Annotated in this window: 12 protein-coding genes; 8 read left to right on the top strand and 4 right to left on the bottom strand. The window is 45.2% G+C overall.

Annotated features, from left to right (window positions below; all coding sequences use genetic code 11):
• The coding region (locus HMPREF9007_RS21615; RefSeq protein ID WP_032850065.1) for a DUF5686 family protein at positions 1-318 on the bottom strand (318 nt) is incomplete at its 3' end.
• 921 nt (positions 319-1,239) lie between these two features.
• Between HMPREF9007_RS21615 and HMPREF9007_RS26770 the strand changes: the two genes are divergently transcribed.
• The 4 genes from HMPREF9007_RS26770 to HMPREF9007_RS21635 all read left to right on the top strand — a co-directional run bounded on the left by HMPREF9007_RS26770 (position 1,240) and on the right by HMPREF9007_RS21635 (position 7,526).
• A complete protein-coding gene (locus HMPREF9007_RS26770) occupies positions 1,240-1,758 on the top strand; it encodes a hypothetical protein (RefSeq protein ID WP_008760013.1) in 519 nt (172 codons plus the stop codon).
• A gap of 172 nt (positions 1,759-1,930) precedes the next feature.
• On the top strand, positions 1,931-4,120 hold the full coding sequence (locus HMPREF9007_RS21625) for a glutamine synthetase III (protein ID WP_008760012.1): 2,190 nt from the start codon (positions 1,931-1,933) through the stop codon (positions 4,118-4,120).
• Positions 4,121-4,237: 117 nt separating this feature from the next.
• Positions 4,238-4,939, top strand: coding sequence for a Crp/Fnr family transcriptional regulator (locus HMPREF9007_RS21630; RefSeq protein WP_008760011.1), 702 nt, complete (start codon positions 4,238-4,240; stop codon positions 4,937-4,939).
• Positions 4,940-5,096: 157 nt separating this feature from the next.
• Positions 5,097-7,526, top strand: a complete 2,430-nt coding sequence (locus HMPREF9007_RS21635; protein WP_032850064.1) for a family 20 glycosylhydrolase — start codon at positions 5,097-5,099, stop codon at positions 7,524-7,526.
• A gap of 114 nt (positions 7,527-7,640) precedes the next feature.
• Here HMPREF9007_RS21635 and trxB read toward each other — a convergent pair whose 3' ends face one another.
• Genes trxB through HMPREF9007_RS21650 form a run of 3 tightly spaced genes read right to left on the bottom strand, consistent with a single transcriptional unit; the run spans position 7,641 to position 11,814 of the window.
• A complete protein-coding gene (trxB, locus tag HMPREF9007_RS21640) occupies positions 7,641-8,591 on the bottom strand; it encodes a thioredoxin-disulfide reductase (protein WP_008760009.1) in 951 nt (316 codons plus the stop codon).
• A 60-nt stretch (positions 8,592-8,651) separates the two neighbouring features.
• Positions 8,652-9,299, bottom strand: a complete 648-nt coding sequence (locus tag HMPREF9007_RS21645; protein ID WP_008760008.1) for a LolA-like putative outer membrane lipoprotein chaperone — start codon at positions 9,297-9,299, stop codon at positions 8,652-8,654.
• Positions 9,300-9,318: 19 nt separating this feature from the next.
• Positions 9,319-11,814 (bottom strand): DNA translocase FtsK, encoded by a 2,496-nt coding sequence (locus HMPREF9007_RS21650; RefSeq protein WP_008760007.1) that lies wholly within the window; start codon positions 11,812-11,814, stop codon positions 9,319-9,321.
• Between the two features lie 122 nt (positions 11,815-11,936).
• On the opposite strand from HMPREF9007_RS21650, the gene HMPREF9007_RS21655 reads away from it, so the two are divergent.
• The 4 genes from HMPREF9007_RS21655 (at position 11,937) to HMPREF9007_RS21670 (ending at position 16,113) form a co-directional block, all read left to right on the top strand.
• Positions 11,937-12,596 carry a DUF5063 domain-containing protein gene (locus tag HMPREF9007_RS21655; protein ID WP_008760006.1) on the top strand — a complete coding sequence of 220 codons (660 nt, stop codon included), beginning with the start codon at positions 11,937-11,939 and terminating at the stop codon, positions 12,594-12,596.
• A 6-nt stretch (positions 12,597-12,602) separates the two neighbouring features.
• Complete coding sequence (locus HMPREF9007_RS21660; protein ID WP_008760005.1) at positions 12,603-13,253, top strand: 3'-5' exonuclease; 651 nt, start codon at positions 12,603-12,605, stop codon at positions 13,251-13,253.
• Between the two features lie 54 nt (positions 13,254-13,307).
• Positions 13,308-14,486, top strand: a complete 1,179-nt coding sequence (locus tag HMPREF9007_RS21665; protein WP_008760004.1) for a class I SAM-dependent rRNA methyltransferase — start codon at positions 13,308-13,310, stop codon at positions 14,484-14,486.
• A gap of 376 nt (positions 14,487-14,862) precedes the next feature.
• Positions 14,863-16,113 (top strand): nucleoside permease, encoded by a 1,251-nt coding sequence (locus HMPREF9007_RS21670; RefSeq protein ID WP_008760003.1) that lies wholly within the window; start codon positions 14,863-14,865, stop codon positions 16,111-16,113.
• Positions 16,114-16,124 lie beyond the last annotated feature (11 nt).

Below are 16,124 nucleotides of genomic sequence, written 5' to 3'. Positions count from 1 at the left end.
TGATGCCTTAACTTTCTGGTCATAGATATTGGGAGCTGTATAATGCAGGTCACTATACGTTTCGAGCAAGTATTCACGTACCCCTTTCTGCAAGCGAAACATCGAAGGAACGTACCGGAGGATAAAATTCTTCTTCTGAATATTCATCTTACCTTTTATATATAGGTTCGCGCGATAGTCGCTCACTATACTTTCATAAGAGGGAGCAAAAGTCATGACACGCTCAATGATGGAATCAGCAGATATCTCCTGACTTGTATAAGGATTAAGAACAAGATTGGCTGCCCCCTTCGGAATAAAAGAGAACAAGCACAACATACATCCTATCAATATCTTATATTTCAATCGTCGTATCTCCTTGTTTATTGTAGGCAAATATAAAAAAGAATATCGAAAAGCAAGGGAATTAAGCTGCAAAAAAGAGTTAGCAAGGAAAATCCTTTCCCCACGCCACGCATCATATCAGTTTTCATGGACATTTTTCTACTTATGCTACATTCACATTTCTATGTAGAAGGTGATTCATTCTTGCATGATTTAAATCACTTCTGCATAGTTATGAGTCATCTTGAGGCAGGCTATGAACTAATCCTGATTAACACGTTTTTTACCTCTTATCTTTAATAAATCTATCTTCGACTATACATAAAACTATTCGTCTGACAGCTGTTATTTTTTCGTCTGACAGCTGTTAGACGAAAGAGTAACAGTTGTCAGACGAAAGTTCAACAACTGTCAGACGAATAGATTTAAGTATAATGGGGACTAGTTCTTTGCAAAAACAGAATTAAATCTTAATAAAAAAGACGAATGATTAGTTCATTAACGTACTCTAATGAACTAAAATGCTTACCATTCCTTTTAGGCACGAACAGGGTTTAAATAAAGAATGAGTCCCTTCCAACTAAACGAAAGTAAAAGTAACAGCATCAGTATAAGGCATCCCTGCATATCCGTGTTAAAGTTATCCTCACCTGCCTTTTATTTTCCACTTTATTCTTGACGAAAAAGAAAAATGTTGTATCTTTGTAATACTCTTCTTACAACCAGGCAGGAAACCTGCCTCTTTTTGTGGCAGGCATTTTTATGCCTGTCTCGATGCTTCATATGGCGGTTTCGTACCCCCGTGTGGAATGTTAATGCACCCACTGCCTGGTTGGTGAAGAGTAACGGGAAAGGCGGAACCGCTCTTATTATTTTAGAAAATCTTCGCCTACCACACACTCATAATCACTTATTATGGAAACAGAACAAGTTGCCGTTCAACCAACGGTGGGAGGTATCACACAAGCTCCCAAAAATGTATTTATTGTTAATGACAGAGAATTAAAGGACTTCTACCTCAAATTCGCCCTCTTCCTGAACCCGGATTCCTGCTCCGTAAACCGCACTGAATTCGAAATGCTAAACATTCTGCTGAAAGACCTGAAGAAAATTGTGGGAGCACTCACCCATCTCACCATGCACGCTTGGGATGATGGCATGGCAGAAATCCTGCTCTCCTGCGGTGCCTACTCCATACAGGACGACTTAAACAAAAAAACGCGTATGCAAATGAACGCATCGATGGGGAAGCATCTACAGTTCCTCACCCAAATGGCTATGGACAGTCCTACAATGAAGCTGCTATACAGAAACATGAACAAGCATTATATGCAGGTAGAAATGTTAGTCAAACAGATGGCTGCGGAAATCGACCGGCAGAAAACAAGGACGGACAGCAGGAAATACTGGAATCCATCTCTTAATCGGTTATAATCAAAAAGCACCATGACGGGCAAAAGGTAATTCAGAGACGAATCAATCCTTTAAAGAGGGGGTGTTCCTCAGAAAAATATATCATTTTCTGAAAATACCCCCTTTAAAATAGGGGTACTTTCAGAAAAAACATATAATTTTGCGCCATCAACCGATAAAAAGAAGACGATTTATGTCAAAAATGAGATTTTACACCTTACAAGAACTTTCCAACCGGAAGCCGCTGGAAGTTACTGCCCCTTCCAACAAACTCTCTGATTATTATGGTAGCCACGTATTCGACCGCAAGAAGATGCAGGAGTATCTTCCGAAGGAAGCCTATAAGGCTGTTACCGATGCAATCGAAAAAGGTACACCGATCAGCCGTGAAATAGCCGACCTGATTGCCAACGGCATGAAGAGCTGGGCCAAGTCGCTCAACGTCACCCACTACACACACTGGTTTCAGCCTCTGACAGACGGAACCGCCGAAAAGCATGACGGCTTTATCGAATTTGGCGAAGACGGCGGAGTCATTGAACGATTCTCCGGAAAACTGCTGATTCAGCAAGAACCGGACGCTTCTTCTTTCCCCAATGGCGGTATCCGTAATACATTCGAAGCTCGCGGATATACCGCATGGGACGTTTCTTCTCCAGCATTCGTAGTAGATACCACGCTCTGTATCCCTACGATTTTTATCTCTTACACAGGCGAAGCGCTGGATTACAAGACTCCGCTTCTGAAAGCACTTGCCGCCGTAGACAAGGCTGCTACGGATGTTTGCCAGCTATTCGACAAGAACGTAACACGCGTCTTTACCAACTTAGGATGGGAACAGGAATATTTCCTCGTAGACTCCTCCTTATATAATGCACGTCCCGACCTTTGTCTGACCGGACGTACCTTGATGGGACACTCTTCCGCCAAAGACCAACAGCTGGAAGACCACTATTTCGGCTCCATTCCTCCACGTGTCACCGCATTTATGAAGGAACTCGAAATCGAATGTCACAAACTGGGCATCCCTGCCAAGACCCGTCACAACGAAGTAGCTCCCAACCAGTTCGAGCTGGCTCCCATCTTCGAAAACTGCAACCTGGCAAACGACCACAACCAGCTTGTCATGGACTTGATGAAGCGTATCGCACGCAAGCATCACTTCAATGTATTGCTGCACGAAAAACCATATAGCAGCGTAAACGGCTCCGGCAAACATAATAACTGGTCGCTCTGCACCGACACCGGCATCAACCTGTTTGCCCCTGGAAAGAATCCGAAAGGCAATATGCTGTTCCTTACTTTCCTGGTAAACGTACTGATGATGGTATACAAGAATCAGGACCTGCTGCGTGCCTCCATCATGAGTGCCAGCAACAGCTACCGTCTGGGAGCGAATGAAGCTCCTCCCGCCATCCTCTCCTGCTTCCTCGGTTCACAACTCTCGGCAACCCTCGACGAAATCGTACGCCAAGTAGGAAACGAAAAGATGACACCGGAAGAAAAGACTACGCTGAAACTGGGAATCGGACGTATCCCGGAAATCTTGCTCGATACCACCGACCGCAACCGTACTTCTCCTTTCGCCTTCACCGGAAACCGCTTTGAGTTCCGTGCCGCCGGTTCTTCTTCCAACTGTGCCGCCGCCATGATCGCCATCAACGCCGCCATGGCCAACCAGTTGAACGAATTCCGCGCATCTGTGGAGAAACTGATGGAAGAAGGAGTGGGCAAAGACGAAGCTATCTTCCGCCTGCTGAAAGAAACCATCATCGCTTCCGAAGCCATCCGCTTTGAAGGCGACGGTTACTCAGAAGAATGGAGACAGGAAGCTGCCCGCCGCGGACTGACCAACATCTGCCACGTGCCGGAAGCACTGATGCACTACGTAGACAACCAGTCGAAATCGGTACTGATCGGTGAGCGCATCTTCAACGAAACCGAACTGAACAGCCGTCTCGAAGTAGAACTGGAAAAATACACCATGAAGGTACAGATCGAGGGACGCGTATTGGGCGACCTTGCCATCAACCACATCGTGCCGACGGCTGTCACCTACCAGAACCGGCTATTGGAGAATCTTTGCAAAATGAAAGAAATCTTCTCTCCCGAAGAATACGAAGTATTGAGCGCCGACCGCAAAGAGCTGATTCGCGAAATCTCACACCGGGTGACTTCCATCAAAGTATTGGTACGCGAAATGACCGAAGCCCGAAAAGTTGCCAATCACAAAGACAACTACAAAGAGAGAGCATTCGAATACGAAGAAAAAGTACGTCCTTATCTTGATAAAATCCGCGATCATATCGATCATCTGGAGATGGAGGTAGACGACGAAATATGGCCGCTACCCAAGTACAGGGAACTCTTGTTCACCAAATAAAAAGCTCCTGAAGATTGCACGAAAGAACCTGCTTTTGTGCAATCTTTTTATAGATTCGTTCATTTTCTCATTTTTTCTTTCTACTTTTGTGCTGTATAACACAGTTTTGTAGCACCCATGGTAAAAATGAACATGTCAGACATCGATATTTCGGAACCATTATCCGATTTGTTAGCTCCTTTGAATAACGAACAAAGGGAGTTTCTGATGAACAATTATACAATACAGACCTACAAAAAAAACGAAACCATCTACTGCGAAGGGGAGACTCCCTCTCATTTGATGTGCCTCATTACCGGCAAGGTCAAAATCTTCAAAGATGGTGTAGGAGGTAGAAGTCAGATTATCCGCATGATTAAACAGCGGGAATACTTTGCGTACCGTGCATACTTCGCAAAGGAAGACTTCGTAACTGCTGCCGCTGCTTTTGAACCTTCTGTTATCTGTCTCATCCCCATGACTGCCATTACCACGCTTATTGCTCAAAACAATGATTTAGCCATGTTCTTCATCCGCCAGCTTTCTATCGATCTCGGCATTTCCGACGAACGTACCGTCAGCCTGACACAGAAACATATCCGCGGACGTCTGGCAGAATCGCTAATTTTCCTCAAAGAAAGCTACGGTCTGGAAGAAGACGGGTCGACATTGAGTATTTATCTTTCCCGTGAAGACCTGGCAAATCTGTCGAACATGACCACCTCGAACGCCATCCGTACCTTATCACAGTTCGCTACGGAACGCCTGATCACCATCGACGGAAGAAAGATCAAAATCATTGAAGAAGAAAAACTCAAGAAAATAAGCAAGATAGGATAATACAGACCTTATACGATCATAAAAAGTGATCTGAAACTTTAACTGGAAGCCGATGTTCGTCACATCGGCTTTTTTATTTCTATACTATTGGAACTTATCAATTAAACAAGTACATTTGTCCTGTCAATATATTAATAACTTAACACAATTTCAGACCATGAAGAAAAGTATTTCCCTTCTTCTTTTGTCCTTACTTATGATTACCCCCAGTTGTCAGAAGCCAAAAGAAGTGACGAACGAGTACAACATCGTTCCGCAACCCAACCAGCTTGTTCCCAAAGAAGGCCGCTTCGAACTGAGTAACAAAGTCCGGCTGGTAGTTCCGTCCGATGCTCCGGAAGTTAAAAAGGTAGCCGACGGCTTTGCCGAACAACTGAAACAGACTGCCGGAATCTCTCTGAAAGAAGCCGAAAGCGTGGATGGAAAGCCTGCTATCAGTTTCGTACTACAAGAAGGTATGCCTAAAGAAGGCTACAAACTGTCTGTCACCCCTACCCTTATTACAGTTACAGCTTCTCAGCCGAACGGATTTTTCTATGGTGTACAGACTATTTATCAACTTCTTCCTCCCGCTGTTTACGGAAAAGAACTGAAGAAGAAAGCCGACTGGTCTGTTCCGGCTGTAGAGATCGAAGACGCTCCCCGCTTTGTACATCGCGGACTGATGCTGGACGTTTGCCGCCATTACGCCCCGATAGAGTATATCTACAAGTTTATCGACCTGTTGGCAATGAACAAGATGAACGTTTTCCACTGGCATCTGACGGACGATCAGGGATGGAGAATCGAAATCAAGAAATATCCGAAACTGACAGAGATAGGTTCCAAACGTGAAAAGACGCTGGTAGACTATTATTATGTGAACTATCCGCAAGTATTCGACGGAATAGAACACGGAGGATATTACACACAGGAACAGATAAAAGAAGTAGTAGCTTATGCTGCAAGCAAATATATCAATGTAATCCCCGAAATAGAAATGCCGGGGCATGCATTGGCGGCTCTGGCTGCTTACCCCGAATTGTCTTGTGATTCTACACAGACATATAAAGTATCACCTACGTGGGGCGTATTCGAACAGGTATTCTGCCCGAGCGAGACCACTTTCAAGTTCTTTGAAGGAGTCATGGATGAGGTAGTCGAATTATTTCCCAGCGAATACATTCATATCGGAGGGGACGAATGCCCCAAAACAGCTTGGAAGAACAGTGCTTTCTGTCAGCAGTTGATTCGTCAGTTAGGCTTGAAGGATGACGTGACTCCCAGCAAAGTGGACGGAATGAAGCATAGCAAGGAAGATAAACTGCAAAGTTACTTCGTTACCCGCATGGAAAAATACCTGAACGGCAAAGGACGCAATATCATCGGCTGGGACGAGATTTTGGAAGGCGGTCTGGCTCCGAACGCTACTGTCTTATCATGGCGTGGCGTTGAAGGCGGATTGAATGCAGCTAAAGCAGGACACAACGCAATCATGGCTCCCATGCCTTATGCTTATCTGGACTTCTATCAGGAAGATCCGGAAATCGCCCCGACTACCATCGGCGGATACACAACGCTGAAGAAGACTTATAGCTACAATCCTGTTCCGGATGATGCCGATGAACTAGTGAAAAAGCATATTATCGGTATGCAAGGCAACCTCTGGAGAGAATATATGAAAACTTCCGACCGGGTAGATTATCAGGCCTTCCCACGTGCAATGGCAATCGCGGAAACGGGATGGACGCTGGATGCCAACAAAAACTGGAAGAGTTTCTGCGAACGCATGGTTACGGAATTTGAGCGCCTGGAAGTCATGGATACCAAACCCTGCCTCAACTTCTTCGACGTAAACATCAATACTCATGCGGATGAAAACGGTCCGTTGATGGTATTGCTGGAAACATTCTACCCGAATGCGGAAATCAGATACACCACAGACGGCAGCGAACCGACTTACGGTTCTACGCTATATGAACAGCCTTTCGCACTTGAAGGAAACATCGACCTGAAAGCTGCCGCCTTCAAAGACGGCAAGATGCTGGGCAAAGTCACCAACAAGCCATTGTATGGCAATCTGCTGGCGGGAAAACCATTTACCGTCAATTATACAATGGGATGGACAGGGGATATTTTCGGCGACAATGATGTACTGGGAGCTGACAAAACAACTTTCGGTCTGACGAATGGTAAGAGAGGTAACAATGCTTCTTACACTCCGTGGTCCAGTTTCGCAATCGTAGAGGGTAAAGACCTGGAATTCATCGTCCATCTGGACAAACCGACAGAAGTAAGAAAAGTGGTCTTCGGCTCCTTGTTCAATCCTGCCATGAGAATGCTCCCCGCCGGAGGAGTTGCCGTAGAAGTATCTGCTGACGGTCAGAAATATACTCAGATAGCCGAAAAAGTATTGAAGCATGATTGTCCGGAAACGGGAAGAATCGCATTCACCGACTCTATCGAATTCGAACCGACACAAGCCACTTTCCTGAAAGTAAAAATCAAGAATGGCGGTACCTTGCGTAATGGCGTCAATTTCGAAAAGAACAACGGTCCGGAAGTCATTCCTGCCGAATTGTGGATAGACGAAATCGAAGCATATTAATGCCTGTGAGATAACAAAAAACGGTGGACATTCAGCTTGTTGCTCATGTCCACCGTTTTTTTATCGATTCAGTTCTTATTTATTCCATGCAAAGCATTCCGCCTTACTTCATCTTTAAATAATTCCCTTTGCAGAGAGATAACGTTCCGCTTCGATAGCAGCCTTACAGCCACTTCCCGCTGCTGTAATAGCCTGACGATAATGCGGATCAGCCACATCTCCCGCTGCGAATACTCCGGGAATTTTCGTACGGGGGCTGTCACCATCTGTAATAATGTAACCCACTTCGTCAGTATCGATATACTCCTTGAAGATATCCGAATTCGGTTTGTGACCGATAGCCAAGAAGAAGCCGTCGATCGGCAGGCTGTAACGTTCTTCGTCCGATTCGCCCCAACGCTTCACGACATTCATACCTTCTACGCCGTTGTCGCCAAACAAGCCGACTACATTGTGTTCAAAAAGAACTTCAATCTTCTCATGCTTCTGCACACGCTCCTGCATAATCTTCGATGCACGCAGGTAAGGTTTGCGAACCACCAGATATACTTTGGATGCCAGACCAGCCAGATAGATCGCTTCCTCACAGGCTGTATCTCCACCGCCCACCACTGCAACGACTTTCTTCCGGTAGAAGAAACCGTCACAAGTAGCACAAGCGCTAACTCCCATTCCGGCGTATTTCTTTTCGTCTTCCAGTCCCAGGTATTTGGCCGTAGCACCGGTAGAAATGATCAATGCTTCCGTTTCAATCACCTTATCACCGTCAATCGTTATTTTATAAGGAGCTTTGCTCAAATCTGCCGCTGTAGCAATACCGAAACGGACGTCTGTTCCGAAACGGCTGGCTTGCGCACGCAAATCTTCCATCAACTGCGGACCACTGATTCCTTCCGGATAACCGGGGAAGTTCTCCACATCCGTAGTAGTCGTCAACTGACCACCGGGTTGCAATCCTTCATAAAGCACCGGACAAAGGTTAGCACGTCCTGCATAGATCGCTGCCGTATATCCGGCAGGCCCTGAGCCTATAATCAGGCATTTTACTTTTTCTATTTCTGCCATTTTATTGTTATATTATTGTTTTATATTCCAACTATCTCATCTCTTACTCAAAAGAACATCCTATCGTAAGTCTATCACTTCCGCAGTGGGGTATGCCTTCCGGTCGAAAGTGAAAACATGATCCGCATAATCCAGTCCGGTCTGATAAGCTGTCACGGTAATCTCATTACGCGTTTTCTGACCACGTTGCTGAAGCTGAATGTAAACCGGTTCATACGTACTCTTTGTCACATAAAGCGTAATACTTTCCAACTCTTGCTTTTTATCATTAGCAGTCAGAATCACTTCCCAAACAGCTTTACCCTGATATACCTTCACAGTTCCCAGCTTATAAGAGAATCCTTTCTGATACATATAAAGAAAGGTATACGGATTGATTTGCTGCAACTCTTCCTGAGTAGGATTGCTGACATTCACTTCATCATTTCTCACCATGTAACTCCACTGTGTTTTCCCGTCAAACCAAGTGGTTGTCTCGGAGGTCTTCAGCATAAACTTCTCGCCTTTCAACTGGATGATACCATTCTCACGTCCTTCCAGATGACCGTCATTGACAGCCTTCAAGGTAAAATCAGCCCTTACACCACCTGCCTTCTTAAATGCTTCGGCTGTCTTCTCCAGAACAGCTTTAGCCTGCGACTGCTGTTGTTGAGCAATCACAGGCAGTGACAGTAAAGCTATTAAAACACTAAAAATGTATTTTCTCATTTGATTAATAAACGATCTGTTATTGTAAATTGTTCAAACGCATTTCAAGATCATTATCGTCGATGCAGAGTACATCACGAGCCTTGCTTCCCTGTGTGGGTCCGACGATTCCCGCCTTTTCAAGCTGATCCATGATACGTCCGGCACGATTGTAACCAATAGCAAATTTACGTTGAATTAACGAAGTGGAACCTTGCTGATGGATGACCACCAAGCGTGCCGCATCTTCAAATAACGGGTCGAGACGTCCCATATCAATGTCGCCCACTTCACTACCGCTGTCTTCGCTCACATACTCGGGCAGGAAGAACGGAGTTGGATAACTCTGCTGACGGGCAATAAACTTCGTGATTTCCTCCACTTCCGGCGTATCGATAAAGGCACACTGCACACGTACCGGATCAGCACCTTGCAGGAAGAGCATATCTCCCTTACCAATCAGGCGGTTTGCCCCCGGACGGTCAAGAATCGTACGGGAGTCCATCATAGCAGATACACGGAACGCAATACGTGCCGGGAAGTTCGCCTTGATCGTACCTGTAATGATATTCGTTGTCGGACGCTGCGTAGCGATAATCATGTGAATACCGACCGCACGTGCCAACTGCGCAATACGGGCAATAGGAAGTTCCACTTCCTTACCGGCAGTCATGATCAAATCTCCGAACTCGTCGATTACCACCACAATATACGGCATAAACTTATGTCCTTTCTCCGGATTGAGGCGGCGGTTGATAAACTTCTCATTATACTCCTTGACATTACGTACATGAGCCATCTTCAAGAGGTCATAGCGTGTATCCATTTCCACACAAACAGAATTCAGCGTTTGCACTACCTTGGTCACGTCCGTAATAATCGGTTCGCCTCCGTCGGGAAGTTTGGCCAGAAAATGGTTTTCAATGACGGAGTAAATGCTGAACTCCACCTTCTTCGGGTCAACCAGTACAAATTTCAATTCAGCCGGATGCTTCTTATATAATAAGGAAGTAATGATTGCATTCAAGCCGACAGACTTACCCTGCCCGGTAGCACCTGCCACCAACACGTGCGGCATCTTGCAAAGGTCGAACATGAACACTTCGTTCGTGATCGTCTTACCCAGTACAATCGGTAAGTCAAACTTAGACTCCTGGAACTTCTTGCTTCCAATCACGCTCTGACCGGATACAATCTTCGGATTCTTATTCGGAACTTCAATACCGATGGTTCCCTTACCCGGTATCGGAGCAATAATACGGATACCATCCGCTGACAAACTCAGGGCGATATCATCCTCCAGGCCCCGGATCTTCGAGATACGCACACCCTGTTCAGGGGTAATTTCATAAAGAGTCACCGTAGGACCTACCGTAGCTTTGATCGTACTGATTTCAATGCCAAAGCTGCGCAATGTATTAATGATACGGTCTTTATTCGCATTCTGCTCGTCCATGTCAATCGTCGGATCGTCATTCTCAAAATGCTTCATCAAGTCGATTGTCGGGAAACGGTAATTTTCCAGATCCTTCATCGGATTATAAGGTTCTTGCTCCGGACCCTGATATTCTTCTTCGGACGTAGCTGTCTCTACCTGGAACCCGGGTTCATCCTCACCCGGCAATTCATCCTGAGCAGCAGGAGGAACCACATCGCTTACGGTCGGTTCAAAGACCATAGTCACCCCTTCCGCCTCATCAGCAGAAGGAAGTTCGTCGTCCGGTTCCGGTGCGTTGACCGGAGATTCTTCTTTCGGTTCTTCTGCCTGTATATCCATCACGGGAGCAGGAGGAGGTGTTTGCTTATAAGTACGTTTCAGATTGAACTCCACTTCCTGCGGTTGCGAGGTCGTGAACTCCTGTGTTCCTTCTTCTGCTGTCTCTTTTTCCTCTTCTTTCTTCTGACGTTTGAGGAAACTCAGAGCAAAAAGTTTGCGCAACCAGATTATCGTCCGTGCACTTATATAGATAAAGAAACAGACTGCCGTTATCAGCAGGATCATCCATACTCCGGGAACTCCCACCTGCGAAACCAGCCAACGGCTTACATTGTAACCGTGCATACCTCCCAGATAAATGAAAGAATCCTGATAATGATCCATCAAAGCGAAACCGAAGAATACGGAGAACCAAATCAATAATAATGTACAACCGATAAACCATTTCCACAGACGGACAATGCGCACCCGCATCAGCTTCAATCCTGCCACCGCCAAAAAGACAAGGATAAAGAAAGAAGATATTCCAAAACAGTCATTTATCAGATAACTAGCTAACTGTGCTCCGCGAGATCCGGCATAGTTTTTTACATTGTTATTAACCGCCGCAAGGTCTGCCGAGTTGCCGCTGTCGATAATACTTTGGTCGGCTGCCCCCGTAAAGAAGAAGGAAGAAAAAGCCAACAAAAGATAAACAGAAAAGATTACCAGCATCAATCCGATCACAAAATGAACGGTTTCATTCTTAAAAATTGATACAATCCTTCCAGGAGAAGACGGAGTGCGTTCAGCCTCCTTATCTATTTTCTTTTTTGCCATGAGTCTTTATTCTTTAAATAAATTGGAATCCGTATTATAAGCCGCAAAAATAATAAAAAAATAACGAGCAGTACTCTCATTCAATCCTTTTTCTTACCTTTGCGATTCAAATCAATCTGATTATGGAAAAAGAAAGCCAAACGATATTTGAAAAGAATGTGATCGAGTTCGTAACGGTAGCCGCCGAATTTTGCGCATTCCTCGAACGTGCTGAACACATGAAGCGCAAAGCTTTTGTCGACACGTCCTTAAAAATACTTCCCCTGCTCTATCTCAAAGCATCCTTGCTTCCGAAGTGTGAAACGATTGGAGATGAGGCACCCGAAACGTATGTAACAGAGGAAATCTACGAGATTCTGCGCATCAATCTGGTAGGGCTGATGGGTGAAAAGGATGATTATCTGGACGTTTTCGTACAGGATATGGTGTACAGTGACCAGCCTATCAAGAAGTCCATCTCGGAAGATTTGGCAGATATCTATCAGGATATCAAAGATTTTATTTTCGTTTTCCAGCTGGGACTGAACGAAACCATGAACGACTCGCTGGCCATCTGTCAGGAAAACTTCGGTCTGCTGTGGGGACAGAAGTTGGTAAACACTCTGCGTGCCCTTCACGATGTGAAGTATAACCAGCAGAATGAGAATGACGAAGAAGACAACGAGGAAGAGAATAACGAACTAAGCGATGACGACTATTGTTGTGAAGAAGACGGTTGTCACTGCCACGACGACGAATGTCATTGTCATGAGGACGGTTGCCATTGTCGTAATGACGAATAAACAAAAATGATAGTAAGAAGAAGTATAAATAAAGACGAACTAAAGGAACTCCCGAAAACTGTATTTCCGGGACGAATCCATGTGATCCAGTCGGAAGCGGAAACAGAAAAAGCAGTAGCTTACCTGCAATCTCAGCCGATACTGGGTATCGATAGCGAAACGCGCCCATCCTTCACCAAAGGACAAAGTCATAAAGTAGCACTTCTGCAGATTTCTTCAGACGAATGCTGTTTCCTGTTCCGCCTCAATATGACCGGACTCACCCAACCTTTGGTCGACCTGCTGGAGAATCCGGCTGTTATCAAAGTAGGACTGTCGCTCAAAGACGACTTTATGATGCTGCACAAACGTGCACCTTTTACCCAACAGAGCTGCATCGAACTGCAAGACTATGTACGCCAGTTCGGCATACAGGACAAAAGTCTGCAAAAGATTTATGCAATCCTGTTCAAAGAAAAGATTTCCAAATCACAACGGCTGTCCAACTGGGAAGCGGACGTACTGAGCGACGGACAGAAACAATATGCCGCTACCGATGCCTGGGCTTGCCTCAACATCTACAACCTGTTGCAGGAACTGAAACGAACCGGCAACTACGAGGTCGAAAGCCTCCCTGTAGAAGAAGAGGTTGACGCAAATGCTCCCGCCAATCGCTGACAAATGACCGATAAAAGACTAATTAATAACTGATAAAATAGCATTTTAAACAACATGCATAAAGTATACCTCAAACCCGGCAAAGAAGAGTCTTTAAAAAGATTTCATCCCTGGATTTTCTCCGGAGCAATCGCTCGTTTCGATGGAGAACCCGAAGAAGGTGAAGTTGTAGAAGTATACACTTCGAAGAAGGAATTTATAGCCGAAGGACATTTCCAGATCGGAAGTATCGCCGTACGTGTGCTCTCTTTCCGTCAGGAACCCATCGACCACGATTTCTGGAAACGTAAACTGCAAATTGCCTATGATATGCGTTGTGGAATCGGTATCGCAGTCAATCCCACCAATGACACCTACCGTCTTGTACACGGTGAGGGAGACAATCTGCCTGGGCTGGTCATTGACATTTATGCCCGGACTGCCGTCATGCAAGCGCACTCCGCAGGAATGCATGTAGACCGCATGACTATCGCCGAAGCCCTGTCGGAAGTAATGGGTGACAAGATCGAAAATATCTATTATAAATCGGAGACTACACTGCCTTTTAAGGCAGATCTTTTCCCCGAAAACGGTTTCCTTAAAGGAGGAAGCAGCGATAATATCGCACGAGAATACGGCCTGAAGTTCCATGTAGACTGGCTGAAAGGCCAAAAGACAGGATTCTTTGTAGACCAACGCGAAAACCGTTCACTGCTGGAGCATTATTCTAAAGACCGTTCGGTACTGAATATGTTCTGCTACACCGGCGGTTTCTCCTTCTACGCTATGCGTGGAGGTGCAAAGCTGGTACATTCCGTTGACAGTTCTGCCAAAGCAATCGATCTGACTAACAAAAACGTAGAACTGAATTTCCCCGGCGATGCGCGTCACGAAGCTTTCGCCGAAGATGCTTTCAAATACCTTGACCGCATGGGCGACCAATACGATTTGATAATTCTCGACCCGCCTGCATTTGCCAAGCATAAGGATGCTTTGCGGAATGCCTTGCAAGGTTACCGGAAACTGAATGCCAAAGCATTCGAAAAGATCAAACCGGGCGGCATCCTGTTTACTTTCTCCTGCTCGCAGGTGGTAACCAAGGATAATTTCCGCACAGCTGTGTTTACCGCTGCTGCTATGTCAGGACGTAGTGTACGTATCCTGCACCAACTAACCCAGCCTGCCGACCACCCGGTAAATATATACCATCCCGAAGGAGAATACCTGAAAGGGCTGGTACTCTATGTAGAGTAATATATGTCATAAACACCATGAACTTGCATAAACAAGGGGTGAATAAAAGAAAAATAATAGTTTCAAAGTTAATTAGAGTTAACAAATAGAAGTTTTTTGGCAAATCATTATGTTCTATAACATAAAACCCTTTATATTTGCACTGTGTTTTTCATGGTATTAGATTTAAGGTTAATAAAGATTGGCTGTCTGGGATAGATAGCCTTCTTTTTTTATATGCCTATCCACCCTCTTTTTAACAGCAATTCTTCACTATTCTTCGCATTTATGGCTTTTTTATCCCCTTTTTATCGATTAACTTGTCCACCCAATCAACGAAAATATTATATTTGCATCTATTATTAACGTAAAAAGAGAAACACAAATTAGAAAAGTCATGAGTATAAAAGTTCGTTTGATCATTATGAACTTCCTGCAATTCTTTGTATGGGGGTCATGGTTAATTTCACTAGGGGGTTACATGGGCAGAGAACTCCACTTCGAAGGAGGACAGATCGGTGCCATCTTCGCCACCATGGGTATTGCCTCTTTAGTCATGCCCGGCATCATTGGTATTATCGCCGATAAATGGTTCAATGCCGAACGTTTATACGGACTTTGCCACATCGCAGGGGCAGCTTGTCTTTTCTATGCCTCTACCGTTACGAATTATGACCAGATGTATTGGGCTATGCTACTCAATTTATTGGTATATATGCCTACCCTGTCACTGGCCAATACCGTTTCATACAATGCACTGGAACAATATAAATGCGACCTGATCAAGGACTTCCCTCCTATCCGTGTATGGGGAACGATTGGTTTTATCTGCGCCATGTGGGCGGTAGACCTTACCGGATTCAAGAACTCCAGCGCACAACTTTATGTAGGCGGTGCATCCGCACTCTTGCTGGGTTTATACTCTTTCACCCTGCCGGCATGCAAACCGGCCAAGACAGAAAAGAAAACATTACTTTCTTCCTTCGGACTGGATGCATTCGTATTATTCAAAAGAAAGAAAATGGCTATTTTCTTCCTGTTCTCCATGCTTTTAGGAGCAGCATTGCAGATCACCAACACGTATGGTGACCTTTTCCTCGGGAGCTTCGCCAGTATTCCGGAGTTTGCAGATTCTTTCGGAGTAAAACATTCGGTGATCCTGCTGTCTATTTCTCAAATGTCTGAAACATTATTTATTCTCGCTATACCATTCTTCCTGAGACATTTCGGCATCAAGCAAGTGATGCTGATCAGTATGTTCGCCTGGGTATTCCGGTTCGGGCTGTTTGGCTTCGGAGATCCGGGTTCCGGTCTGTGGATGCTGATTCTTTCCATGATCGTGTATGGTATGGCGTTCGACTTCTTCAACATTTCAGGTTCGTTGTTTGTTGAACAAGAAACCAGTTCCTCCATCCGTGCCAGTGCCCAGGGGTTGTTCTTTATGATGACCAACGGGTTGGGTGCCATCATCGGAGGATATGCCAGCGGTGCTGTCGTAGACGCATTCTCAGTATATGCTGATGGCAAACTAGTGAGCCGTGAATGGCCGGACATCTGGTTTATCTTTGCGGCGTATGCACTGGTGATCGGCATCCTGTTTGCTCTGGTATTCAAGTACAAACACCAACGAGAGAATAAAGTAAATTAAGTAAAAAAGAA

This window comes from Bacteroides sp. 1_1_14, assembly GCF_000162515.1.
GTDB classification, from domain to species: Bacteria; Bacteroidota; Bacteroidia; order Bacteroidales; family Bacteroidaceae; genus Bacteroides; species Bacteroides thetaiotaomicron.
This window is presented reverse-complemented; position numbering and strand designations above follow the sequence as displayed.